Source organism: Cellulomonas sp. URHB0016 (genome assembly GCF_054057935.1).
On the sequence record NZ_JBSRZU010000001.1, the window covers coordinates 3,803,358 to 3,826,474 of the forward strand.

Consider the following 23,117-nt stretch of genomic DNA (forward strand, 5'->3'; position numbering starts at 1 on the left):
CCTCAGACGATCTGCAGCGTCGGCAGGCCGCGTCGCCGGACCATCCACTCGGCGATGAGGATGTTCGGCACCCACGCCAGGAACGTGACGGCGGCGTACGCGTTCTCGAAGGCGGCGTCGAAGTCGAAGCTGCCGCCGGCCGCGAAGGCCTGTGCGGCGACGAGCACCCCGACCCAGGTCCGCAGCGTGACCGCGGCGAACGTGAGCGAGAAGTTGCGGATCATCCACGCCTGGTGCGATCGGACGTCCCCGGTGCGGATCGCCCGGTAGGCGCACCACCCCGTCCAGACCCACAGCACGCCGAGCGTGCCGAACCCGAGGAACCCGACCATCCCCGCCGTGTTGTACGGCGCCATGACGAGCGCCGCGGCGCCACCGATCCACACGGCGACGAGATAGGTGCGTCCGAGCCACCGGTGCAGGCCCGGGAACCGTCGTCGCGACGTCGCCCAGAACTGGAACGGGCCGGTGAGCAGCGCGATGCCGGCCCCGACGATGTGCATGACCAACGCGACCCGGACGACGGGCGGCGTCTGCGAGTACGCCGCGGCGAGCGGCGCCCGGCCGGGGTCGAGGTCCTCGAGGGAGCCCATCAGGTACGGCACCGCCGAGTAGGCGACGATCGCGAGCGAGGTGAGCAGGACCGCGGCCCAGCCGACGCGGCCGGTCACCCGGCGACGTCGTCGTACGGACGCGGGTGGCCGCTCGGGACGGACCGGTCGGGCGTCGGTCGAGGTGGTCGTCATGTCGAAGATGGTAGGTATGCCCCTCGCTCGTGTCGGTGGGGCGGTCCCACGGGTCGCCACGGTGGCACGCCCCAGGGAGCGGGCCTGTCCACCGATCGGTGGACACGGGTACCGGTGTCCTGGTCGTCCCGGTGGCGGGTCCCCGCGCACGACGCTGGGTGCATGACCCCACACCCGATCACCCCCGCGATCGAGGTCACCGGCCTGCGCAAGCGGTACGGCGACAAGCAGGCCGTCGACGGCCTCGACCTGCACGTGGACCGCGGCGAGATCGTCGCGATCCTCGGCCCCAACGGCGCAGGCAAGACGACCACCGTCGAGATCCTCGAGGGGTACCGGCATCGGGACCACGGCGTGGTCCGCGTCCTCGGCGACGACCCGGCGACCGCCGGGCGCGCGTGGCGGTCCCGCATCGGGGTGGTGCTGCAGGGCACCGACGACCTCGCGGAGGCGAGCGTCGGCGAGCTGGTCCGGCACTTCGCCCGATTCTTCCCGTCGCCCCGGGACCCCGACGAGGTGATCGACGCGGTCGGCCTCCGCGAGAAGGTCCGCACGCGCGCCCGGCAGCTGTCCGGCGGGCAGCGCCGCCGCCTGGACGTCGCGCTCGGCATCGTCGGCCGCCCCGAGCTGCTGTTCCTCGACGAGCCGACCACCGGGTTCGACCCGCAGGCCCGCCGCTCGTTCTGGGACCTCGTCGAAAGCCTCCGGGCGGACGGCACGACGATCCTGCTCACGACCCACTACCTCGAGGAGGCGGAGCGGCTCGCCGACCGGGTCGTCGTGGTCGCAGGCGGCAAGGTCGTCGCGCAAGGTCCGCCGGACCAGCTCGGCGGGCGCACCGCACGCCGCGCGGTCGTCCGGTGGGACGAGGACGGCGGCCCCCGCGAGATCCGCACGGACACACCGACCCGGGCGGTCGCCCAGCTGGCGGCCCGCCTCGACGAGATCCCCGGCCTGCAGGTGCTGCGCCCCACGCTCGAGGACGTCTACCTCGGGCTCCTCCAGGACGCCCACGTGCCGACCGCCACGCTGCAGGAGGGCGCACGATGAGCACGCTGACCACGACCAGGACCACCCCGGCCACCACCCCGGCCCGGCCCGCGCGTGCGCTGCCCGGCCCGCTCACTCTCGGCCTGACGCGCGCCCGGTACGAGCTCCGGGTCTTCTTCCGGGGGCGCGACGCGGTCGTGTTCGTGTTCGCCTACCCGGTGATCATGCTGGCGATCTTCGCGGCCGTCTTCGGGCAGGACGGCGCCACCGTCACGCAGGGCGGCGTCGAGATCCCGTTCGCGCAGTACTTCCTGCCCGGCATGGTCGCCACCGGGATCATGTTGTCCAGCTTCCAGGCGCTCGCGATCTCCATCGCCGTGGAGCGCGACGAGGGCGGCCTGAAGCGGCTGCGGGGGACGCCGCTGCCGGCCACGTCCTACTTCGCCGGCAAGGTGGGTCAGGTGCTGGGCGTCTCGCTCCTGCAGAACGCGGTGCTCCTCGTGGTGGCGGCCTCGGTGTTCGGCGTGACCCTGCCGAGCACGGCCACCGCGTGGGCCACCTTCGTCTGGGTCTTCGTGCTCGGCACGGCCTGCGGGTCGGTGTGCGGGGTGGCGTTCTCGTCGGTGCCGCGGTCCGGCCGGTCCGCCAGCGCGGTCGTCACGCCCTTCGTCCTCGTGCTCCAGTTCGTGTCCGGGGTGTTCTTCCCGTACGACCAGCTGCCGTCCTGGATGCAGCACCTCGCGTCGGTGTTCCCGCTGCGCTGGCTCGTCGAGGGCATGAGCTCGGTGTTCCTGCCCGACGCGGCCGGGTCGTCGCAGCACGGTACGACCGCGCTCGTGCTCGGCGCGTGGCTCGTCGCCGGGCTCGTGGTGGGCGTCCGCACCTTCCGGTGGCGCCGGCGTGACGACGGCTGACGGTGTGCCGGTGCGGGGCGCGGACGTGGCAGGCTCACGGCCATGACCCGCACCGCCCCGCCCGACCTGCTGGCCCGGCGGGCGTTCTGGGCCAGGTCGCTCCGGGGCTGGGACATCGGTTTCTACGCGCTCGTCGCGGTCGCGGCGGTGTCCATGTCGTTCGACGCCGGCAGCGCCGCCCGTGCCGCCGCGGTGCTCGGCGCCGTCGCCGTCCTGGTCGCCGGGTACGTGGCAGTCGGTCGCCGCGGGATCCTGCGCGCCGACATCCGCATGACGACGGCGTACCTGGTGCTCCTGTGCGTCGTGCTGTGCGTGGAGGTCTGGCTCGTCGACCTCGGCCCGGTCCTGCTGTTCGTCGCGTACTCGCAGATCTGGTTCTTCAACACCCGTCGGCTGTACGGCGTCCTGTGGTCCGTCTCGCTCACGGTGGCGTTCGTCACGGTGCTCGCTCTCGAGGAGCAGGCGCCCGCGTCGGAGCTTCCCGTCACGATCGGCCAGGCCGCCGCGGGTCTGGTCTTCAGCATCGTGCTGGGCCTGTGGATCACGTGGGTCTCGGAGCACGGCGAGGAGCGGACAGTCCTGCTCGAACGGCTGGAAGCCGTGCAGGACGAGCTCGCCGCGACCCACCACGACACCGGGGTGCTCGCCGAGCGGGCCCGGGTCGCCCAGGAGATCCACGACACGCTCGCCCAGGGCTTCACCAGCGTCGTCATGCTCGCCCAGACCGCCACCGCCGAGCTCGAGCGCGGACGGCCGGACGCGGTGCACGACCGGCTCACACAGATCGAGCAGGTGGCGCGCGACAACCTCGCCGAGTCGCGGGCCCTCGTCGCCGCGTTCGGCCCGCCGGGGCTCGAGGACGCGTCGCTCGCGGACGCCCTCGACCGGCTGGCGCGGCGGTTCCAGGCCGAGACGCACGTGCGCGTCGAGGTCGAGCTCGCCGCGGGCGGGGCGGTGGCCGCCGAGTCGTCGGTGGTGCTGCTGCGCGCCGCCCAGGAGGCGCTCGCGAACGTCCGCCGGCACGCGGGCGCCCGCCGGGTGCGCCTGTCGCTGACGGGCGGCGAGGAGCACGTGCGGCTCGAGGTCACGGACGACGGGCGCGGACTGCCCGACGAGGTCTCCGAGGGGGTGGGCCTGCGCGGTATGCGTGACCGCGCCGACGCGGGCGGCGGGACCCTCGAGGTCGGTGCCGTGCCCGGAGGCGGCACCCGGGTCCGCGTCACCCTGCCGACGGGGGGTGCGCGGTGAGCATCCGGGTCGTGCTCGCCGACGACCATCCGGTCGTCCGCTCGGGGCTCGCCGGCATGCTCGGGGTCGAGCCCGACATCGAGGTGGTCGGGGAGGCCGGCGACGGCGAGCAGGCGGTGGCGCTCGCGAGCACCCTGCGCCCCGCCCTCGTGCTCATGGACCTGCGGATGCCGGTGCTCGACGGCGCCGCGGCGACGGCCAGGATCGTCGGCACCGTCCCGGGGGTCCGGGTGCTGGTGCTCACCACCTACGAGACGGACACCGACATCCTGCGTGCCGTCGAGGCGGGCGCCACCGGCTACCTGCTCAAGGACACACCGCGCGACGAGCTCGTGGCCGGGGTCCGCGCGGCCGCCCGCGGGGAGTCGGCGCTGTCGCCGTCGGTCGCGAGGCGGCTCGTGGAGCAGGTCCGGGTCCCGTCCGAGCGGCTGACCGCCCGCGAGCAGCAGGTGCTGGCCGGGGTGGCCCGCGGGCTGTCCAACGCGGCCGTCGGGCGAGAGCTGTTCATCACCGAGGCGACCGTCAAGACGCACCTGCTGCGCGCGTTCGCCAAGCTCGGGGTGGACGACCGGACGCGGGCCGTCACCGTCGCGATCGAGCGGGGCATCCTGCCAGGCGCGTGACGCGTCACCGGGCCGACGTCGCGCCCGTCACGACGGCACATATGCGCGAGGCGCGCACGGGTCGGCTGGCTAAGGTCGACACGACCGGCACGCCAGTGAGAGGTGGTCGACGATGGGCAAGGTCCACGAGCGGATCGACGAGAAGATCCGCGCGTTCATCGACAGGCAGCACATGTTCTTCGTCGCGACGGCCCCCAGCGGCCCGGACGGCCACGTGAACGTGTCCCCGAAAGGCATCGGCGGCTCCTTCGTGGTGCTCGACGACCACACGGTCGCCTACGTCGACCTCACGGCGAGCGGCGCGGAGACGATCGCGCACCTGCGGGACAACGGCCGGCTCACGTTGATGTTCTGCGCGTTCGAGGGTCCGCCGAACATCCTCCGCCTGCACGGCCACGGACGGTTCGTCACGCTGTACGACGAGGGCTTCGACGAGCTCGTCGCGATGTTCCCCGAGACGCGCGGCGCCCGGGCGGTCGTCGTCGTGGACGTCCAGCGGGTCAGCGACTCGTGCGGGTACGGCGTGCCCTTCATGGAGTACGTGGGGGAGCGGGACCTGCTTCCGCCGTACATGGAGCGCAAGGGCGTCGAGGGGCAGGCGGACTACCGCAGGCTCAAGAACCGTCGCAGCATCGACGGTCTCCCGGCGTTCGACATGGATCCCGTCGACGAGGATGTCCACAACGTGGTCCCGTGAACCACGATGTGAGACGACGTGACATCGCTGGGCGCGCGGCGTACTGTCGGCCAGGTGCAGACGATCCTCCTCGTAGTACGCCCTGAGCGCGCCGGCTGAGGCCACCCGTCCAGGTCTCGTCAGCGCGCTCACCCCTCGGCAGGCCGATCATGGCGTCGAGGGGTTTTCGTTTGTCCGGCTCCTTCCCGCCACCAGCACCACCCAGGGAGACATCGATGGTCCAGGGTCCCCACCCGGCACCGCCGCGCTCGTCCGGTCCCACCGTCTCGCCCGCCACCCCGACCGTCGTCCCGGCCCCCGCCCGGACGGCGCCGGCCCCGGCCGGCGTGGGTGTCGTCGGCAGCGTCGAGAAGGTCACCGGCGCGCAGTCGATCGTCCGCTCGCTCGAGGAGGCGGGTGCCGAGGTCGTGTTCGGCATCCCCGGCGGCGCGATCCTGCCGCTGTACGACCCGCTGCTGGACTCGACCCGCCTGCGCCACATCCTCGTGCGCCACGAGCAGGGCGGCGGGCATGCGGCGGCCGGCTACGCCTCCGCGACCGGCCGGGTCGGCGTCTGCATGGCGACGTCCGGCCCGGGAGCGACGAACCTCGTCACCCCGCTCGCCGACGCCCACATGGACTCCGTGCCGCTGGTCGCGATCACCGGTCAGGTCGTCGCGTCGCTGATCGGCACGGACGGGTTCCAGGAGGCCGACATCGTCGGCATCACGCTGCCGGTGACCAAGCACAACTACCTGGTCACCGACGCGAACGAGATCCCGCGCGTCATCGCCGAGGCGTTCCACATCGCGTCGACCGGCCGCCCGGGCCCGGTGCTCGTCGACATCTCGAAGTCCGCCATGCAGGCCCAGACCACGTTCGCGTGGCCGCAGGAGCTCAGCCTGCCCGGCTACCACCCGGTCACCAAGCCGCACGCGAAGCAGATCCGCGAGGCGGCCCGGCTCCTCGCCACGGCGCGTCGTCCCGTCCTGTACGTCGGCGGCGGCGTGATCCGTGCGGGTGCCGCCGCGCAGCTCCAGGCGCTCGTCGACGCGTCGGGCGCCCCGGCCGTGACCACGCTGATGGCCCGCGGCGCGCTGCCCGACGCGCACCCGCAGAACCTCGGCATGCCCGGCATGCACGGCACGGTCGCCGCGGTCGCGGCGCTGCAGAAGTCCGACCTGATCGTGGCGCTGGGCGCCCGGTTCGACGACCGCGTGACCGGGCAGCTGTCGAGCTTCGCCCCGAACGCGACCATCGTGCACGCGGACATCGACCCGGCCGAGATCGGCAAGAACCGCAGGGTCGACGTGCCGATCGTCGGCGACCTGCGGGAGGTCCTCACGGACCTGCTGCCGGAGCTGGCGCGCGAGCACGCCCAGCACGGCAAGCCGGACCTCGAGGCGTGGTGGAAGCAGCTCGACGACTGGCGCGGCACGTTCCCGCTCGGCTACGACGAGCCCGCCGACGGCCACCTGGCGCCGCAGCACGTCATCAGCCGCATCGGTGAGCTCTCCGGCCCCGAGGCGATCTACGTCGCGGGCGTGGGCCAGCACCAGATGTGGGCCGCGCAGTTCATCAAGTACCAGCGGCCCAACTCGTGGCTGAACTCCGGCGGCCTGGGCACCATGGGCTACTCCGTGCCGGCGGCGATGGGCGCGAAGGTCGGGCAGCCCGACCGCACCGTGTGGTCCATCGACGGCGACGGCTGCTTCCAGATGACCAACCAGGAGCTCGCCACCTGCACCATCAACGAGATCCCGATCAAGGTCGCGATCATCAACAACTCGTCGCTCGGCATGGTCCGGCAGTGGCAGACCCTCTTCTACGAGTCGCGCTACTCCAACACGGACCTGAACACCGGCCACGGGACGGCGCGCATCCCCGACTTCGTGAAGCTCGCCGACGCCTACGGCTGCGTGGGCCTGAGGTGCGAGACGAAGGCCGACGTGGACGCGACGATCAAGCGCGCCCTCGAGATCGACGACCAGCCTGTCGTCGTCGACTTCACCGTCTCGCGCGACGCGATGGTGTGGCCGATGGTCGCCGCCGGCGTGAGCAACGACAACATCCAGTACGCCCGCGGCATCAGCCCGGCGTGGGACCGGGAGGACTGACCCATGAGCCGCCACACCCTCTCGGTGCTCGTCGAGAACAAGCCCGGCGTGCTGACGCGCGTCGCGGGCCTCTTCGCGCGTCGCTCGTTCAACATCCACTCGCTCGCGGTCGGCCCGACTGAGCACCCGGAGATCTCGCGCATCACGGTCGTGGTCGACGTCGACGAGCTGCCCCTGGAGCAGGTTACCAAGCAGCTCAACAAGCTCATCAACGTCATCAAGATCGTCGAGCTCGAGGATGCCGCGTCCGTGCAGCGTGAGCTGCTGCTCGTCAAGGTCAAGGCCGACACCACGCAGCGCACCAGCGTGCTCGAGGTCGTCCAGCTGTTCCGCGCCCACGTCGTCGACGTCGTGCCCGACACGGTCGTCATCGAGGCGACCGGCGGCCCCGGCAAGCTCGACGCGCTGCTGGCGGCCCTCGAGCCGTTCGGCATCCGCGAGATCGTCCAGTCCGGCACCGTCGCCATCGGCCGCGGCTCGCGGTCGATCACGGACCGGGCGCTCGAGCGCGTCTCGCGCGCCTCCTGACATCCTTCGTCCCGCACGACCACCACATCATCTGAGGAGAACCACCGTGGCTGAGCTGTTCTACGACGACGACGCCGACCTGTCGGTCATCCAGTCCAAGAAGGTCGCCGTCATCGGCTACGGCAGCCAGGGGCACGCGCACTCCCTCAACCTGCGCGACTCCGGTGTCGACGTGACCGTGGGCCTGCGCGAGGGCTCGGCGTCCCGCGAGAAGGCCGAGAACCAGGGCCTCAAGGTCGCCACGGTCGCCGACGCGGTCCGCGAGGCCGACGTGGTCGTCATCCTCGCGCCCGACCAGGTGCAGCGGATCGTCTACCGCGACGAGATCGAGCCGAACCTCAAGGACGGCGCCGCGCTCGTCTTCGGCCACGGCTTCAACATCCGGTTCGGCTACATCAAGCCGGCCGCGCAGCACGACGTGCTCATGGTCGCCCCCAAGGGCCCCGGCCACCTCGTGCGTCGTGAGTACGCGGACGGCCGTGGGGTCCCGGTCATCGTCGCCGTCGAGCAGGACGCGTCGGGCGGCGCCTGGGCCCTGGCGCTCTCGTACGCCAAGGCGATCGGTGGCCTGCGTGCCGCCGGTATCAAGACGACGTTCACCGAGGAGACCGAGACCGACCTGTTCGGCGAGCAGGCCGTCCTGTGCGGTGGCGTGTCGCAGCTCATCCAGTACGGCTTCGAGACCCTGACCGAGGCCGGCTACCAGCCCGAGGTCGCGTACTTCGAGGTGCTGCACGAGCTCAAGCTGATCGTCGACCTCATCTTCGAGGGCGGCATCACCAAGCAGCGCTGGTCGGTCTCCGACACGGCCGAGTACGGCGACTACGTCTCGGGGCCGCGCGTCATCACGCCCGACGTCAAGGCGAACATGCAGGCCGTGCTCGCGGACATCCAGAACGGCGCGTTCGCCGAGCGGTTCATCAACGACCAGGACGCCGGCGCTCCCGAGTTCAAGGAGCTCCGCGACAAGGGCCAGAACCACCCGATCGAGCCGGTCGGCCGCGAGCTGCGCAAGCTCTTCGCCTGGGTCAAGCCCTCGGACAGCGACTACGTGGAGGGTTCGGCCGCGCGCTGACCGGAGGTAGGGGCCCCGCGCAGCGCGGCACCTGCCGGAGGGCAGGGCGCGGCCGACCCCGACCACGAAGCACTGAGGGTTCGGCCGCGCGCTGACCGGAGGTAGGGGCCCCGCGCAGCGCGGCACCTGCCGGAGGGCAGGGCGCGGCCGACCCCGACCAAGAAGCACTGAGGCGTCGGCGGCGCGCTGACCGGAGGTAGGGGCCCCGCGCAGCGCGGCACCTGCCGGAGGGCAGGGCGCGGCCGACCCCGACCAAGAAGCACTGAGGGCTCGGCCGCGCGCTGACCCGCTCCGACGTGACGAGCGTGCGCCCCGGCCACCGCCGGGTCGCACGCTCGTCGCGTTTCCCGACATGATGGGGCGCACCCACGACGGAAGGACGACGATGGCGGAGAGCGTGCAGGGCGACGGGGTCGAGGACGACAGGGTCGCCGCGTTCTGGAGGGCCGCTCGCGGCCACGTCGGCATGGGAGACCTGGGCCCTGTCCTGGGGTCGTCGCCCAACGACGCCGTGCCGCCGCCGTCGTGGTCGTTCGGGGACAGCCCGGAGCTCGCGAGCCAGCTGCTCGGTCTGGTCCTGGACGGCCGCAAGTCGGCGACGTCGACCGCGCTGCTGGAGCTCCAGGAGGCCGACCTCGACGTCCCGCGGCCGGGAGACCTGTCGATCGTCGTGGACGCCGACGGCGAGCCGAGGGCGCTGCTGCGCACGACGGACGTCGAGGTGGTCCCGTTCGACCAGGTGGACGCGGCCCACGCCGCCGCGGAGGGCGAGGACGACCTCAGCCTGGACTCGTGGCGGGCGGAGCACGAGCGGTACTGGCGCCGGGTGCTGGGGGACGAGCGGTTCAGCACGGACCTGCAGGTGGTGGCGGAGCGCTTCGAGTTGATCTATCCGACTGTCGGCGCCACGCCCGCCGTGGACTGAACGACGTCTGCGGCGTGACCGCAACATGAGACGGCGGTCCCGCCAGGTGGGACAGGGTCTACGCTGGAACGCATGGTCGACAGCGCCCCCGCCCAGGACATCCGCCTCGCCGTCGTCGCCGGGGACGGCATCGGCACGGAGGTCGTCGAGCAGGGTCTCCTGGCCCTCGAGTCCGCGTTGCACGGCGGTGGGGTGACGGTCTCCACGACCGACTTCGACCTGGGTGCGCGCCGCTGGCACGCGACGGGCGAGACGCTCACGGACACCGACCTCGCCGCGATCCGCTCGCACGACGCGATCCTGCTCGGCGCCATCGGCGACCCGACCGTCCCGTCGGGCGTCCTCGAGCGGGGGCTGCTGCTCAAGCTCCGCTTCGCGCTGGACCACTATGTCAACCTGCGCCCGAGCAAGCTCTTCCCCGGCGTCGCGAGCCCGCTGGCCAGCCCGGGGGACGTCGACTTCGTCGTGGTCCGCGAAGGCACCGAGGGCCCGTACGTCGGCAACGGGGGCGCAATCCGCGTCGGCACGCCGCACGAGGTCGCCAACGAGGTGAGCGTCAACACCGCGTTCGGCGTCGAGCGCGTGGTCCGCGACGCGTTCGCCCGGGCCGCGGTGCGTCCGCGCAAGAAGCTCACGCTCGTGCACAAGCACAACGTGCTCGTGCACGCCGGCCACCTGTGGCGCCGCACCGTCGAGGCCGTGAACGCGGAGTTCCCGGACGTCACCGTCGACTACCTGCACGTGGACGCCGCGACGATCTTCCTGGTCACGAACCCGGCCCGGTTCGACGTGATCGTCACCGACAACCTGTTCGGCGACATCCTCACCGACCTCGCCGCTGCCATCACGGGCGGCATCGGCCTGGCCGCGTCCGCCAACATCAACCCCGACCGCACCACCCCGAGCATGTTCGAGCCCGTGCACGGCTCGGCCCCGGACATCGCCGGCCAGGGCAAGGCGGACCCGACGGCCACGGTGCTGTCGGTCGCGCTTCTCCTGGACCACCTGGGTCACACCGACGCCGCCCGGCGGGTGGAGGCGGCGGTCGCCGCCGACATCGCCGAGCGGTCCACCGACCGAGTACGGTCGACGGCCGAGGTGGGCAAGGACCTCGCCGCGCGCATCGCCGGCTGATCCCCGCCGTCGTCGACCCGGGCCACCTGGGCGACCCCGACACCACCACCTCAGCCGTCTCACCGGACCCGCACGTGCACCGGCGGAGGTCCGGGGCGGCACGGTTCACCGTGAGCCGCACGGTGACTGTCCACCCGGCCGCACGCCCAGGTAGCGTCTGACTCGACCCTGGTGAAAGGCCCTCGACCATGAGCACTCTTGCGACACCGACGTCCGCCGACCTCTTCGAGATCCACCGCACGGACACCCCGGTGCCCGACGCGGTGCGGGAGGCCGCGCTGGCCGCGCCGCGGTTCGGCACCGTCTTCACCGAGCACATGGCTCGGATCACGTACGCGCACGGCGAGGGCTGGCACGACCGTCGCGTCGAGCGGTACGGACCGCTGCAGCTCGACCCCGCCACGGCGGTGCTCCACTACGCGCAGGAGATCTTCGAGGGGCTGAAGGCGTACGGGCACGCGGACGGCTCGGTGTGGACGTTCCGGCCGCAGGCGAACGCGGCGCGGTTCGCGCGGTCCGCGCACCGGCTGGCGCTCCCGGAGGTGTCCGAGGCCGACTTCATGGGCGCCATCACGGCGCTGGTGCAGACCGATCGCGCGTGGGTGCCCTCCGGCGAGGAGAAGAGCCTGTACCTGCGCCCGTTCATGTACGCGTCCGAACCCTTCCTCGGCGTGCGGCCCTCGCTCGAGGCCGAGTTCCTCGTCATCGCCTCGCCGGTGGGACCGTACTTCGCGGGTGGGGTGAAGCCGGTGGCCATCTGGGTGGACCAGGAGTACCACCGTGCCGGCGCGGGCGGCACGGGCGCCGCCAAGTGCGGCGGCAACTACGCCGCCAGCCTGCTGCCGCAGCAGCTCGCGTACGACAAGGGCTTCGAGCAGGTGTGCTTCCTCGACGCGTCGACCAACACCGAGCTCGAGGAGCTCGGCGGCATGAACGTTTTCGTGATCCAGGCCGACGGGAGCGCGGTGACACCGCCCGTGTCCGGCTCGATCCTCGAAGGCGTGACGCGCGGCTCGATCATCCAGCTGCTCACCGACGCCGGCCACCAGGTGAGCGAGCGGTCCCTGCCGCTGGCGGAGCTCCGCGCCGGTCTGGCGGACGGCACGGTGCGCGAGGTGTTCGCCTGCGGGACGGCCGCGGTGATCACGCCCATCGGGCGGCTCGCGAGCGACGACTTCGACCTCACGGTCGGCGACGGTGCCGCGGGACCGGTGACCATGCAGATCCGCACCGAGCTCACGGACATCCAGTACGGCCGGGCGACCGACCGGCACGGCTGGCTGACCCGGCTGGTCTGACGTCTCGTCGACGGCCCCGTCCCCACACCGCCGGGACGGGGCCGTCGACCTGTCAGACGAGCGGGATCGTGCGCTGCGACGTGCGGGCGAGCACGCCCGTCAGCAGCGACCACACGGCGATGCCGATGAGCAGGTTCACGAGCCCGCTGCACAGTGCCGCGGTCTTGTCGTCGGTCCACGTCAGCGGCAGGAGTGCCACCACCAGCGTGCCGAGCCCCATGATCCAGCCAAAGAACGTCGACGGCTCCGGTGTCGAGAGCACGAGCGCCTGCAGCAGCAGCGCGGCGACGAGTGTGGTCGCGACCGCACCGACCACGTACGCCCCCATCGAGGAGCCCGTGCCGAACGGGTCCTTGTTCACGAGCGGGATGTCGAAGATGCGCTCGAAGACGACGACGCCGACGACTCCGACGAGCGCGGCCACGACGGCGGTCGCAGCCACGCCCGCCCAGTAGCGTCCGCCGTCGATCGCGATACGCGGCCGGGGTGGTGGTGCCGCCGGAGCCACAGGTACCGCGGCGGCGGGCACCTGGGCAGGCACCTGGGCGACGGGGACCTCATAGGCGGGGACCTGGGCGGGTGGTACCGGTGGTGGCACCGCCGGGGGCTGGTTCGGGTAGTGCGGGTCACCGGACGGGACGGTCATGCGACCTCCTCGACACGCGGGACGCCGGTCGGGCCGGCGTCGTGGGCCACTCGCCAAGGTAGCGAAGCGGCGGGCCCGGCGCCTGGTCTGCCGTCAGGTGCGACCGCGACACGGTGTCCAGTGCGTGGAACGGATGACCACGACCCACCCTGTGTGCCACCATGACGTCGTGACCACCATCACGCTCATTATCGAGTAGCGCGTCGGGCAACCTACCGACGCGCAGACCTCCCGTACCCCGGGGGGTCTTTTTGTTGGTCGGACACCACCCCCGTCCGGCCGGCCGCCGCTCGACAGGTACGAGGATCAGCAGGACGCACGAGCACCACACGAAGCACCACAGCAGCGAAGAGAGCTCATCGTGACCACGAGCCCCACCCCCTTCCACGTGTACGACACGACCCTGCGCGACGGCGCCCAGCAGGAGGGCATCAACCTCTCTGTCGCCGACAAGCTCGCGATCGCGCCGATGCTCGACGAGCTCGGGGTGGGCTTCATCGAAGGCGGCTGGCCGGGCGCGGTCCCGAAGGACACGGAGTTCTTCAAGCGGGCCGCCAAGGAGCTCGACCTGCGCAACGCCGAGCTCGCGGCATTCGGCAGCACGCGCAAGCCCGGGAACCGGGCGGCCGACGACCCGCAGGTGCGCGCGCTCGTCGACTCGGAAGCGCCGGTCGTCACCCTCGTCGCGAAGCACGACCTGCGGCACGCGGAGAGGGCGCTGCGCACCACCGGCGACGAGAACATCGCGATGATCGCCGACACCGTGCGGTTCCTGGTGCGGGAGGGCCGCCGGGTCGTCGTCGACGCCGAGCACTTCTTCGACGGGTACCGGTTCGACGCGGCGTACACGACGGCGGCGGTGCTCGCCGGCTTCGAGGCCGGGGCCGAGGTGGTCGCCCTGTGCGACACGAACGGCGGCATGGTGCCCACCTGGGTCGCGGACATCGTGCACGAGGTCCGCGACGCCGCCGGGCCGCAGGCGATCCTCGGGATCCATGCCCACAACGACTCGGGGTGCGCGGTGGCGAACTCGCTCGCGGCCGTCGAGGCGGGCTGCACCCACGTCCAGGGCACCGTGAACGGCTACGGCGAGCGGACCGGGAACGCGGACCTGCTCTCGATCGTCGCGAACCTCCAGCTGAAGTACGGCCTGCACGTCCTGCGGACCGACGGCGACCGGCCCGGCGGCCTGCCGGAGCTCACGCGGCTCGCGCACGCCATCGCGGAGATCACCAACATCTCGCCCTTCGCCCGGCAGCCGTACGTCGGAGCGAGCGCCTTCGCGCACAAGGCGGGCATCCACGCGTCGGCGATCAAGGTGGACCCCGACCTCTACCAGCACATCGATCCGGCTGACGTGGGCAACGACATGCGCATGCTCGTGTCCGAGATGGCCGGCCGGGCGTCCATCGAGCTCAAGGGCCGCGAGCTCGGCTTCGACCTGTCCGGCCGTCCCGAGGTGCTCGGTCGCGTCACCGAGAGGGTCAAGGACGCCGAGGCCAACGGCTACACCTACGAGGCGGCGGACGCGTCGTTCGAGCTGCTCCTCGTCGAGGAGCTCGACGGCCGGCGCCCGCAGTACTTCTCGGTGGAGTCGTGGCGGGCCATCGTCGAGCGGGCCGGCGGCCGAGGCACCCCGGCGACCGCCGAGGCCACCGTCAAGCTCCACGCCGGCGGCGAGCGGATCGTCAGCACGGGGGAGGGGAACGGTCCTGTCAACGCCCTCGACCATGCGCTGCGACAGGCGCTCGCGCGGGTGTACCCGGAGCTCGAGTCCTTCGAGCTGATCGACTTCAAGGTCCGGATCCTCGACTCGATGCACGGCACGGACGCGGTCACGCGCGTGCTCATCGAGATGACCGACGGGCAGGCGTCGTGGAGCACCGTCGGCGTCGGGCCCAACCTGCTCGAGGCGTCCTGGGAGGCGCTCACCGACTCGGCCATCTGGGGTCTGCGCAACGTGGGAGTCGCGCCGCGCTGAGGCGCATGGGGCCGCCACCACCTGCGCGCGGGGACCGTCGCCTAGGTTGGTGCGCGTGCACGGTGAGTACAAGGTGCCCGGTGGCAAGCTCGTCGCCGTCGACGCCGAGGTCGTCGACGGCGTCCTGACGGCCGTCGAGGTCAGCGGCGACTTCTTCCTGGAGCCGGACGACGCGCTCCCCGTGGTGTCACGGGCGCTCGACGGCCTTCCGGCCGACTCCCCGGCGAACGTCCTGGCCGCTGCGATCAGCGCGGCGCTGACCGCGGCGCAGGTGGACGGCTCTCTCGTCGGCCCGGTCGCGATGGTGGGGTTCGACGCCCATGCCGTCGGCATCGCGGTGCGCCGGGCCCTCGGCCGCTCGACGTCGTGGTCCGACCACACCGTCGAGCTGCTGCATCCTGGCCCACTGCCGCCGGCGATGCACACGGCGCTGGACCAGGTCCTGACCGAGGAGCTCGCGGCGGGACGTCGCGGACCCACCCTGCGGTTCTGGGAGTGGGTCGAGCCGGCGGTGATCATCGGGTCGTTCCAGTCGCTCCGCAACGAGGTGGACCTGGAGGCGGCCGAGCGCCACGCCATCACCGTGGTGCGGCGCATCTCGGGCGGCGGCGCGATGTTCATGGAGGCGGGCAACTGCATCACGTTCTCGCTGGTGGTGCCCGTGTCGCTCGTGGACGGCATGACGTTCGAGCAGTCCTACGCCTTCCTCAACGAGTGGGTGCTCGGCGCGCTCGCCGACGTCGGTGTCGAGGCGTTCCACAGCGGGCTCAACGACATCGCCTCCGCGGCCGGCAAGCTCGCCGGCTCGGCCCAGAAGCGCATGGTCGGCGGCGCGGTGCTGCACCACGTGACCATGTCGTACGACATCGACGCGGACAAGATGCTGGAGGTGCTCCGCATCGGCCGGGAGAAGCTGTCGGACAAGGGCACCACCAGCGCGAACAAGCGCGTCGACCCGGTCCGCTCCCAGACCGGGCTTCCTCGCGAGGACGTGGTCGCCGCGTTCGTGGCGCACTTCCGGCGGCGGTACACCACGGTCGACGGCGAGCTCCGACCCGACGAGCTGGCTCGGGCCGCCGAGCTGATGGAGTCCAAGTTCACCGACCCGTCGTGGACCGCTCGCGTTCCCTGACCCGGCGGTCCGTCGCCATGGCGTGCGGCCGCACCGTCGCCGGCGGCCGGTCAGAGCCGGCCGACCACCATGAGGACCGAGCAGACCCCGATCACCACCACGCCGGCCGCGCACACCGTGACGAGCCCGCCACCGCCCGTCAGGCTGCCGGTGTGCCGGCGGTAGGCAGCGACGAGCAACGCCGCGCTCGCGGCCAGGCCCGCGGCGCCGAGGGACCAGGCGGCGCCTCCGACGACCTCCTGGAAGAGCCGGGCCGCGGCGACGCTGCCGGCGGCCAGCGACAGACCGGTGCGACGCCACGCGAGCCGGGTCCGCTCCGCGGCGAGTCCCGTACCGGGGTCGTGGTCCGTCGTCATGCGAGCACCATGCCGACGAGCACGAGAACGCCGGCCACGAGCACACCGACCACGAGCAGCCCGAAGGACGACGGCGCGGGCAGGGGGGCGCCGAGCCGGACAGCGCGCTCCGCGCGTGCCCAGCCGAGCCAGGCGAGCACCGGTGCCACGACCCCGACCACCACCAGCACGAGGGCCGCGGTGAACCGCAGGTGCTCCTCGATGGGCAGGTCGAGCGCCTCGAGCGCCACGCCGGAGGCCAGCAGGGCGAGCGCCGTGCGGACCCAGGCCAGGAACGTGCGTTCGTTGGCGAGGGAGAACCGGGCGTCGGGCTCGGAACCCACGCCGTAGACCCAGCGGGGGAAGCGGGACCGGCGGAGCGGGGGAGCGTCGTCCATGGACCCCATCCTGGCGTCAGCCCCGCCGTTCCAGGACGACGAGCGACACGACGAGGGTCACGGCCAGGGCCACGACGGTGAGCGTGAGGACCGAGCGGGCATCGAGCCCTGCCATCACGCACGCGAGGCCCGCCGACGCGAACAGGAAGGACATGGCACCGACACGGGAGAGCGCGCCGTTGACGATGGCCTTGTCGCGCTCGTCGGGCACCCCCGCTCCGAGCCGTGCCGCCGTGCTGACCTTGGCGGGCGAGCGACGTGACCGTAGGCGGGCGAGCGTGAGCAGCAACAGCATCGTCGTGCCGCTGATGGCCGCCCCCCTGGCGGCGTCGGGCTGGTGGATCGCGACGAACACGACGACGAGGACGCCGATGGCGACCGCACCGGAGACCAGTGCGACGAGGAACCGGCCTCTCGAGACGAGGCGGGGCGGGCGCGCAGCGCTGTCATTCGTCGACATGGAAGAGCTCCTCGATGGTGGTGTCGAAGTAGCGGGCGAGGGCGAAGGCGAGGGGGAGGGACGGGTCGTACCGGCCCGTCTCGAGCGAGTTGACGGTCTGGCGCGACACGCCCAGCGCCTCGGCGAGACCGGCCTGCGAGAGGCCGGTCTCGTCCCGCAGGCGACGGATCTCGTTCCTCACCGGTGGCCCTCCCGCCGTCCGTGTGTCAAGCCTCCTTGACGTGACAAGCGTGCTTGACACCCGGCGCAGTGTCAAGCCTGCTGGTCATCGACCATGCTCGGCGGTCACGTGTATCTGGTGGTCCGTCCAGGACTCCTGTGCAGCGACCGGAGGGGGACGGGATGGACGACGACCACGACCGCACGGATCTCGACCGCGCGCTGCGCCGGATGAGTGTGCTGCACGAGCGCGAGCTCGCGGCGTCCCGTCGCGCACGAGGGGCGCGGAGGTTGAACCGTGCCGCCCGCCTGGTCGCCCTGCGTCAGGTGGTCCTGCTGCCGAACACGGCGGTGCCGACCCGGACGATCGTGGCGCCCTCGGCGACCGCGGCCTCGAAGTCCCGGCTCATGCCCATCGACAGCTCGCGTGCGTCGGTCGTCCCTGGGGCACCGGAAGCCAGCACCTCGTCGCGCACCTGGCGCAGGAGCGCGTAACCGGCGCGTACCGCGGCGGCGTCCGACGAGTTCGCCCCGACGGTCATGAACCCGACGAGCCGGACGCCGTCGAGTGCCGCCACGCTGATCGCGAGGTCCGCGGCGGCGTCCGGCGGCACCCCGTGCTTCGTCGTCTCGCCCGAGACGTTCACCTGGACGCACACGTCCATCCGTCGGGTTCCCGCGCGGGTCGACAGGCGCCGGGCGAGGTCCAGGCTCTCCACCGACTCGATGCAGCCGGCCCACCGCAGGGCGGCGTTGACCTTGTTCGACTGCAGGGGTCCGATGAGGTGCGTCGTCGGGGCGAGGTCGGCGAGCTCGGGCCCCTTGGCGACGAGCTCCTGCACCCGGTTCTCCCCGACCAGCACGGGAGCGAGCCGGTCGTCGGCGGCACGCAGAGCGGCATCGGCCTCGACGGCCGCGCGCACCACCGCCGCCGGCATCGTCTTCGTCGCCAGCAGCAGCCTGACCTGGCCGGATGGTCGTCCTGCGGCCGAAGCGGCCCGCTCGATGCGCTCGCGGACGGCAACGAGGCGCGCGACGACCACGTCGCGTTCCGGCACGTCGATCATGGGGTCAGACGGTACCGGCGGTCAGTCGCGCGCGATGTCGGCGACCGTCGCGGCCGTGAGCCGGACCAGGTCGTCGGGCGCCAGCTCGACGTCCAGGCCGCGACGCCCGCCCGACACCAGGACGGTGTCGAACAGCCACACCGTCTCGTCCACCACCGTCGGATGGGTGGACTTCTGGCCCAGCGGCGAGATGCCGCCGACCACGTACCCCGTGGCGCGCTCGGCATCCGGCTTGGGCGCCATCACCGCCTTCTTGCCGCCGACGGCCTGCGCGAGCGCCTTGAGGTCGAGCTTGCCGGTCACGGGGACCACCGCCACCGTGAGCATCCCGTCCACGACGGTCATGAGCGTCTTGAAGACCTGCTCCGGCGGAACTCCGAGGGCCTGCGCCGCCTCGAGGCCGTAGCCGAGGTCGGTCGCCGCGTCGTGCTCGTACGGGTGGGCGGTGTGCGGGACTCCCGCGGTCGCGAGCGCGACGAGCGCCGGGGTGCCCGTGGGGGCGTGCTTGGCCACGACGCCAGGGTAGGCGTCAGCCGAACAGGTCGGACCGGCCGACGAGCGTCCCCACGCCGTACGTGACGGCCATGGCGATCCCACCGCCGAGCACGTTGCGCAGCACGGCACGGGGCACCGGTGCGTTGCCGATCCGGGCGCTGACGGCGCCCGTCGCGACGAGCGCGAGCACGACGGCGACGACGAGCGCGGGGATCCTCGCCGCGCCCCACGGCGGGAGCACGACGAGCAGGGGGATCAGACCGCCGAGCACGAAGGCACCGAGCGACGCGACGGCTGCGTGCCACGGGTTCGTCTGCTCGTCCTCGGGGGCCGAACCGGCACGCTCGGCATCGCGCTGCGAGCTCACCGACACGTACTCGCCGCTCGCCATCGACAGCGCCCCCGCGACGAGACCGGCGACGCCTGCGGTCAGCAGCACGGACCGGGAGGGGGAGGCGCCGGCGACGCCCACGACGATCGCCGCGACGGACACGATCCCGTCGTTCGCCCCCAGCACCCCGGCGCGCAGCTGGTTGAGGGTGCCCGCCGACGGAGGGACGTCGGCCGGACGGGATGTGCCGACCAAGGCGTTCGAGAGCACGGTCATGCGGCCACCGTAGGCCTCGCGCGGCGGCTTGTCATCGCAGGAAAGGCTGCCCTGACCAGCGCAAACACAGGCAAGCCTTGCCTCAGAGAGGTCCGACGGCAACCACCCGGAGCTGCACCTCGCCGGTCTCGTCCGAGCCCGCGAGGTCCACGGTCGCGTCGATCCGCCAGTCGTGGTCGCCCTCCGGGTCGTCGAGGAGCTGACGCACCTGCCACGTGGCCGCCCCGGGCGTCACCTGGAACAGGCCCGGACCACGCGCGGGCGGCCCCGTGAGTATCTCGTCGTGGTCGTCGTAGTACGGGTCCATCGCCGTCCTCCACCGCTCGGACGTCCAGGGCGCGTCGTCGGCGTCGCGGTCACCGAGGGCAGCGAGCGCCCCGTACTGCTCGCGGGCCACCAGCTCGACGCGCTTGAACAGGGCGCCGCGGACCAGCGCCCGGAACACCCGAGGGCTCGCGGTGATCGGCTCGGGGGTGTCGTCGTCCGTCGCGCCGGGCGCGTCGGCGCCGTGCTCGTCGAGCGGGTTGCTCAGCCTCTCCCACTCGTCGAGCAGACTCGAGTCGGTGCGACGGACCAGGTCACCGAGCCACTCGACGACCTCCCACAGCTCCTCCGTGCGGGCGTCCTCCGGGACCGTCTGCCGCAGCGCCCGGTACGCGTCCGCGAGGTACCGGAGCAGCACGCCCTCGGTGCGGTCGAGCTGGTAGTGGGAGACGTACTCGGCGAACGTCATCGCCCGCTCGTGCATCTCGCGGACCACGGACTTGGGGGACAGGGCCAGGTCGGCGACCCACGGGTTCGTGGTCCGGTACATGGCGAACGCGGCCTCGAGCAGCTCGGCGAGCGGACGGGGGTAGGACACGTCCTCGAGCAGGGCCATCCGCTGGTCGTACTCCAGGCCCTCCGCCTTCATGGCCGCGACGGCCTCGCCACGGGCGCGGTTCTCCTGCGCAGCGAGGACCTGACGGGGGTCGTCGAGCGTCGCCTCCAGGACGGAGACCACGTCGTGCGCGTACGCGGCGTCCTGCTGGTCGAGCAGGTCGAGTGCGGCGTAGGCGAACGGTGACAGGGCCTGGTTCAGGGCGAAGTTCGGCGGCAGGTCGAGCGTCAGGCGGACGGCGCGTCGACGGCCGCGCGGCGCTGTCGGGTCCTCCACCCAGACGCGCTCGACGACGCCCGCGGCGCGCAACGACCGGTACACCGCGACGGCACGGCGCACGTGGCGGCCCCGGGCTCCCTCGGGCTCATGGTTGTCGGTGAGCAGGCGGACCATGTGCGCGACCGGGTCGCCAGGGCGGGCCAGCACGTGCAGCACCATCGCGTGCGACACCTGGAAGCTCGAGGTCAGCGGCTCGGGCGGGGCGTCGCGCAGCCGCTCGAACGTCTTGTCGGTCCAGTTGACGGCGCCTTCGGGGGCCTTCTTGCGGACGATCTTCCTGACCTTGCGAGGGTCGTCGCCGGCCTTCTCCAGGAGCTTGCGGTTCTCGATGACGTGCTCCGGGGCCATCACGATGACCTCACCGATGGTGTCGAAGCCCGCCCGGCCGGCCCGGCCCGCGATCTGGTGGAACTCGCGCGCGGACAGGTGCCGCATGCGGACGCCGTCGTACTTCACGAGGCTCGTCAGCACCACCGTGCGGATGGGGACGTTGATACCGACGCCGAGGGTGTCGGTACCGCACACGACCGGCAGCAGGCCACGTTGCGTCAGGCGTTCCACGACCCGGCGGTACTTCGGCAGCATCCCGGCGTGGTGCACCCCGACGCCGTGCCGGAGCAGTCTGGACAGCGTCCGGCCGAAGCCCGGCCCGAACCGGAACGCCCCCAGCTCGGCCGCGATCAGGTCACGCTGCTCGCGGCCGGCGAGCGGGGTCGACAGCAGGGACTGCGCACGCTCGACCGCCTCCTTCTGCGTGAAGTGCACGACGTAGACGGGTGCCCGGCGGGTCTTGACCAGCTCGTCGAGCAGCTCGTGCAGCGGCTCGATCGCGTAGGCGAACGTCAGCGGGACGGGCCGCTCGGCGTTCGCGACGACGGCCACCGGGCGTGCCGTGCGGCGGGTGAGGTCCTCGGCGAAGAAGCTGACGTCGCCGAGCGTCGCCGACATCAGCACGAACTGGACCTTGCTCAGCTCGAGGAGCGGCACCTGCCACGCCCACCCGCGCTGCGGGTCCGTGTAGAAGTGGAACTCGTCCATCACGACCTGACCGACGTCGGCGTCGTCGCCGTCACGCAGGGCGAGGTTGGCGAGGATCTCCGCCGTGCAGCAGATGATCGGCGCCGTCGGGTTCACCGACGAGTCGCCGGTCATCATGCCGACGTTCGCCGAGCCGAACGCCTCGACGAGCGCGAAGAACTTCTCGCTGACCAGGGCCTTGAGGGGAGCGGTGTAGAACGTCCGGCGCCCCTGGGCGAGGGCCACGAAGTGGGCGGCTGTCGCGACGAGCGACTTGCCCGACCCGGTCGGTGTGGAGAGGATCACGTGCGAACCGGTGACCAGCTCGAGCAGCGCCTCGTCCTGGTGCGGGTACAGCGACAGGCCGCGCTCCGTGGCCCACTGCGTGAACGCCCCGTACAGCGCGTCGGCGTCGGTCGGGTCGGCGGGGATCCGGTCGGCGAGGGTCGGGGTCGAGATGGCGGGCACGCCCGATCCTCGCACGTGACCGTGCGCCGACAGGGACCGGCAGTGCACCGGCAGTGCACCGGCAGCTCACCGGCAGGGCGCTCGGAGCGTCGCGCCGGGGACCCCTGGCTAGCCTCGGTGCATGAAGCCGTTCGTGCTGCTGGCTTCCCGCGCGCAGGACGCGGCCGCCGACGGGGAGTACGCGGCCATGCTGCGGTACGGCGGCCTGCAGCCCGACGAGCTGCGCCGGATCCGCATGGAGGCCGGCCCGATCCCGCCGCTCGCGCTCGACGACATCTCGGGGGTCCTCGTCGGTGGCAGCCCGTTCGACGCGAGCACGCCGGACGAGGACAAGTCGCCGGTGCAGCGACGCGTGGAGGAGGAGGTGTCCGCTCTGCTCGACGAGCTCGTGGACCGCGACCTGCCGTTCCTCGGCGCCTGCTACGGGGTCGGGACGCTCGGCGTGCACCAGGGCGGCGTCATCGACCGGACCTACGCGGAGCCGATCAGTGCCGTGACGATCAGGCTCACGCCGGAGGGGCGCGCGGACCCGCTGCTCGCGCAGGTGCCGGACACGTTCGACGCGTTCGTCGGCCACAAGGAGGCGTGCAGCGTCCTGCCGCCGTCGGCCACCCTGCTGGCGTCGTCCGCCACCTGCCCGGTCCAGATGTTCCGCGTGCGGCAGAACCTGTACGCCACGCAGTTCCACCCCGAGCTCGACGTCGCCGGGATCGTCACCCGCATCGCCGTCTACCGGGAGTACGGATACTTCCGTCCGGCCGAGCACGACACCCTCCGCGAGCAGGTGCGGCGGTCGCACGTGTGGGCGCCCCCGCTGGTGCTCGCGGCGTTCGTCCGGCGGTACGCGTCGGACGGGTGACCGTCTCAGGACGAACCGGTGCTCTCCCCGGGAGCCGGGAGCCGGAGCGGGAAGCCGGGA

24 protein-coding genes are annotated in these 23,117 nt (G+C 72.3%); 14 read left to right on the forward strand and 10 right to left on the reverse strand.

The window, feature by feature from the left end; genetic code table 11:
- Window positions 1-2: 2 nt before the first annotated feature.
- Window positions 3-746 carry a DUF2306 domain-containing protein gene (locus ACVW07_RS17390; protein ID WP_456820465.1) on the reverse strand — a complete coding sequence of 248 codons (744 nt, stop codon included), beginning with the start codon at window positions 744-746 and terminating at the stop codon, window positions 3-5.
- A gap of 162 nt (window positions 747-908) precedes the next feature.
- Between ACVW07_RS17390 and ACVW07_RS17395 the strand changes: the two genes are divergently transcribed.
- The 11 genes from ACVW07_RS17395 to ACVW07_RS17445 all read left to right on the forward strand — a co-directional run bounded on the left by ACVW07_RS17395 (window position 909) and on the right by ACVW07_RS17445 (window position 12,274).
- Window positions 909-1,796, forward strand: a complete 888-nt coding sequence (locus ACVW07_RS17395) for an ABC transporter ATP-binding protein (protein ID WP_456820466.1) — start codon at window positions 909-911, stop codon at window positions 1,794-1,796.
- A complete protein-coding gene (locus tag ACVW07_RS17400; protein ID WP_456820467.1) occupies window positions 1,793-2,650 on the forward strand; it encodes an ABC transporter permease in 858 nt (285 codons plus the stop codon). The genes ACVW07_RS17395 and ACVW07_RS17400 overlap by 4 nt, the downstream gene beginning before the upstream one ends.
- A 42-nt stretch (window positions 2,651-2,692) precedes the next feature.
- On the forward strand, window positions 2,693-3,898 hold the full coding sequence (locus tag ACVW07_RS17405; protein WP_456820468.1) for a sensor histidine kinase: 1,206 nt from the start codon (window positions 2,693-2,695) through the stop codon (window positions 3,896-3,898).
- Window positions 3,895-4,521: a response regulator gene (locus ACVW07_RS17410; RefSeq protein WP_456820469.1), complete on the forward strand. Its 627-nt coding sequence runs from the start codon at window positions 3,895-3,897 to the stop codon at window positions 4,519-4,521. Before ACVW07_RS17405 ends, ACVW07_RS17410 begins: the two co-directional genes overlap by 4 nt.
- A 112-nt stretch (window positions 4,522-4,633) precedes the next feature.
- The gene (locus ACVW07_RS17415) at window positions 4,634-5,218 is read left to right on the forward strand and encodes a pyridoxamine 5'-phosphate oxidase family protein (protein ID WP_456820470.1); all 585 of its coding nucleotides are present in this window, start codon (window positions 4,634-4,636) and stop codon (window positions 5,216-5,218) included.
- Window positions 5,219-5,433: 215 nt separating this feature from the next.
- Window positions 5,434-7,314 (forward strand): acetolactate synthase large subunit, encoded by a 1,881-nt coding sequence (locus tag ACVW07_RS17420; RefSeq protein ID WP_456820471.1) that lies wholly within the window; start codon window positions 5,434-5,436, stop codon window positions 7,312-7,314.
- A 3-nt stretch (window positions 7,315-7,317) separates the two neighbouring features.
- The gene (ilvN, locus tag ACVW07_RS17425; protein ID WP_456820472.1) at window positions 7,318-7,842 is read left to right on the forward strand and encodes an acetolactate synthase small subunit; all 525 of its coding nucleotides are present in this window, start codon (window positions 7,318-7,320) and stop codon (window positions 7,840-7,842) included.
- Window positions 7,843-7,888: 46 nt separating this feature from the next.
- A complete protein-coding gene (gene ilvC, locus ACVW07_RS17430) occupies window positions 7,889-8,917 on the forward strand; it encodes a ketol-acid reductoisomerase (RefSeq protein WP_456820473.1) in 1,029 nt (342 codons plus the stop codon).
- A 385-nt stretch (window positions 8,918-9,302) separates the two neighbouring features.
- Window positions 9,303-9,842, forward strand: a complete 540-nt coding sequence (locus tag ACVW07_RS17435) for an ASCH domain-containing protein (protein WP_456820474.1) — start codon at window positions 9,303-9,305, stop codon at window positions 9,840-9,842.
- Between the two features lie 72 nt (window positions 9,843-9,914).
- Window positions 9,915-10,976 carry a 3-isopropylmalate dehydrogenase gene (locus ACVW07_RS17440; RefSeq protein WP_456820475.1) on the forward strand — a complete coding sequence of 354 codons (1,062 nt, stop codon included), beginning with the start codon at window positions 9,915-9,917 and terminating at the stop codon, window positions 10,974-10,976.
- A 188-nt stretch (window positions 10,977-11,164) separates the two neighbouring features.
- Window positions 11,165-12,274, forward strand: a complete 1,110-nt coding sequence (locus ACVW07_RS17445; protein ID WP_456820476.1) for a branched-chain amino acid aminotransferase — start codon at window positions 11,165-11,167, stop codon at window positions 12,272-12,274.
- A gap of 52 nt (window positions 12,275-12,326) precedes the next feature.
- Here the strand turns inward: ACVW07_RS17445 and ACVW07_RS17450 are convergent, their stop codons facing one another.
- Complete coding sequence (locus tag ACVW07_RS17450) at window positions 12,327-12,920, reverse strand: hypothetical protein (protein WP_456820477.1); 594 nt, start codon at window positions 12,918-12,920, stop codon at window positions 12,327-12,329.
- A gap of 361 nt (window positions 12,921-13,281) precedes the next feature.
- On the opposite strand from ACVW07_RS17450, the gene cimA reads away from it, so the two are divergent.
- The gene (gene cimA / locus ACVW07_RS17455) at window positions 13,282-14,901 is read left to right on the forward strand and encodes a citramalate synthase (protein ID WP_456820478.1); all 1,620 of its coding nucleotides are present in this window, start codon (window positions 13,282-13,284) and stop codon (window positions 14,899-14,901) included.
- A gap of 55 nt (window positions 14,902-14,956) precedes the next feature.
- Window positions 14,957-16,033 (forward strand): lipoate--protein ligase family protein, encoded by a 1,077-nt coding sequence (locus ACVW07_RS17460; protein WP_456820479.1) that lies wholly within the window; start codon window positions 14,957-14,959, stop codon window positions 16,031-16,033.
- A 50-nt stretch (window positions 16,034-16,083) separates the two neighbouring features.
- Here ACVW07_RS17460 and ACVW07_RS17465 read toward each other — a convergent pair whose 3' ends face one another.
- From ACVW07_RS17465 to ACVW07_RS17500, 8 genes are all read right to left on the reverse strand, one after another.
- Window positions 16,084-16,389, reverse strand: coding sequence for a DUF202 domain-containing protein (locus tag ACVW07_RS17465; RefSeq protein WP_456820480.1), 306 nt, complete (start codon window positions 16,387-16,389; stop codon window positions 16,084-16,086).
- Window positions 16,386-16,775, reverse strand: a complete 390-nt coding sequence (locus ACVW07_RS17470) for a YidH family protein (RefSeq protein ID WP_456820481.1) — start codon at window positions 16,773-16,775, stop codon at window positions 16,386-16,388. Before ACVW07_RS17470 ends, ACVW07_RS17465 begins: the two co-directional genes overlap by 4 nt.
- A gap of 7 nt (window positions 16,776-16,782) precedes the next feature.
- Entirely contained in the window at window positions 16,783-17,226 is a 444-nt protein-coding gene (locus ACVW07_RS17475; RefSeq protein WP_456820482.1) for a hypothetical protein, read from the reverse strand.
- Window positions 17,213-17,407: a helix-turn-helix transcriptional regulator gene (locus ACVW07_RS17480; RefSeq protein ID WP_456820483.1), complete on the reverse strand. Its 195-nt coding sequence runs from the start codon at window positions 17,405-17,407 to the stop codon at window positions 17,213-17,215. The genes ACVW07_RS17475 and ACVW07_RS17480 overlap by 14 nt, the downstream gene beginning before the upstream one ends.
- 301 nt (window positions 17,408-17,708) lie before the next feature.
- A complete protein-coding gene (locus tag ACVW07_RS17485; RefSeq protein ID WP_456820484.1) occupies window positions 17,709-18,452 on the reverse strand; it encodes a YggS family pyridoxal phosphate-dependent enzyme in 744 nt (247 codons plus the stop codon).
- A gap of 21 nt (window positions 18,453-18,473) precedes the next feature.
- Complete coding sequence (gene ybaK, locus ACVW07_RS17490; protein ID WP_456820485.1) at window positions 18,474-18,965, reverse strand: Cys-tRNA(Pro) deacylase; 492 nt, start codon at window positions 18,963-18,965, stop codon at window positions 18,474-18,476.
- Window positions 18,966-18,981: 16 nt separating this feature from the next.
- On the reverse strand, window positions 18,982-19,554 hold the full coding sequence (locus ACVW07_RS17495; protein ID WP_456820486.1) for a VIT1/CCC1 transporter family protein: 573 nt from the start codon (window positions 19,552-19,554) through the stop codon (window positions 18,982-18,984).
- Window positions 19,555-19,636: 82 nt separating this feature from the next.
- Window positions 19,637-22,189, reverse strand: coding sequence for a DEAD/DEAH box helicase (locus ACVW07_RS17500; protein ID WP_456821111.1), 2,553 nt, complete (start codon window positions 22,187-22,189; stop codon window positions 19,637-19,639).
- 130 nt (window positions 22,190-22,319) lie between these two features.
- Here ACVW07_RS17500 and ACVW07_RS17505 point away from each other — a divergent pair, with 130 nt between their 5' ends.
- Window positions 22,320-23,057 (forward strand): glutamine amidotransferase, encoded by a 738-nt coding sequence (locus ACVW07_RS17505; RefSeq protein ID WP_456820487.1) that lies wholly within the window; start codon window positions 22,320-22,322, stop codon window positions 23,055-23,057.
- The last annotated feature ends 60 nt before the right edge of the window (window positions 23,058-23,117 follow it).

Bases quoted from the DNA above. Each gene is read 5' to 3' on its own strand.
- ACVW07_RS17390 (WP_456820465.1), bottom strand. From the start codon at position 746: ATGACGACCACCTCGACCGACGCCCGACCGGTCCGTCCCGAGCGGCCA.
- ACVW07_RS17395 (WP_456820466.1), top strand. From the start codon at position 909: ATGACCCCACACCCGATCACCCCCGCGATCGAGGTCACCGGCCTGCGC.
- ACVW07_RS17400 (WP_456820467.1), top strand. From the start codon at position 1,793: ATGAGCACGCTGACCACGACCAGGACCACCCCGGCCACCACCCCGGCC.
- ACVW07_RS17405 (WP_456820468.1), top strand. From the start codon at position 2,693: ATGACCCGCACCGCCCCGCCCGACCTGCTGGCCCGGCGGGCGTTCTGG.
- ACVW07_RS17415 (WP_456820470.1), top strand. From the start codon at position 4,634: ATGGGCAAGGTCCACGAGCGGATCGACGAGAAGATCCGCGCGTTCATC.
- ACVW07_RS17420 (WP_456820471.1), top strand. From the start codon at position 5,434: ATGGTCCAGGGTCCCCACCCGGCACCGCCGCGCTCGTCCGGTCCCACC.
- ilvN (WP_456820472.1), top strand. From the start codon at position 7,318: ATGAGCCGCCACACCCTCTCGGTGCTCGTCGAGAACAAGCCCGGCGTG.
- ACVW07_RS17435 (WP_456820474.1), top strand. From the start codon at position 9,303: ATGGCGGAGAGCGTGCAGGGCGACGGGGTCGAGGACGACAGGGTCGCC.
- ACVW07_RS17440 (WP_456820475.1), top strand. From the start codon at position 9,915: ATGGTCGACAGCGCCCCCGCCCAGGACATCCGCCTCGCCGTCGTCGCC.
- ACVW07_RS17445 (WP_456820476.1), top strand. From the start codon at position 11,165: ATGAGCACTCTTGCGACACCGACGTCCGCCGACCTCTTCGAGATCCAC.
- ACVW07_RS17450 (WP_456820477.1), bottom strand. From the start codon at position 12,920: ATGACCGTCCCGTCCGGTGACCCGCACTACCCGAACCAGCCCCCGGCG.
- ACVW07_RS17465 (WP_456820480.1), bottom strand. From the start codon at position 16,389: ATGACGACGGACCACGACCCCGGTACGGGACTCGCCGCGGAGCGGACC.
- ACVW07_RS17470 (WP_456820481.1), bottom strand. From the start codon at position 16,775: ATGGGGTCCATGGACGACGCTCCCCCGCTCCGCCGGTCCCGCTTCCCC.
- ACVW07_RS17475 (WP_456820482.1), bottom strand. From the start codon at position 17,226: ATGTCGACGAATGACAGCGCTGCGCGCCCGCCCCGCCTCGTCTCGAGA.
- ACVW07_RS17485 (WP_456820484.1), bottom strand. From the start codon at position 18,452: ATGATCGACGTGCCGGAACGCGACGTGGTCGTCGCGCGCCTCGTTGCC.
- ACVW07_RS17495 (WP_456820486.1), bottom strand. From the start codon at position 19,554: ATGACCGTGCTCTCGAACGCCTTGGTCGGCACATCCCGTCCGGCCGAC.
- ACVW07_RS17505 (WP_456820487.1), top strand. From the start codon at position 22,320: ATGAAGCCGTTCGTGCTGCTGGCTTCCCGCGCGCAGGACGCGGCCGCC.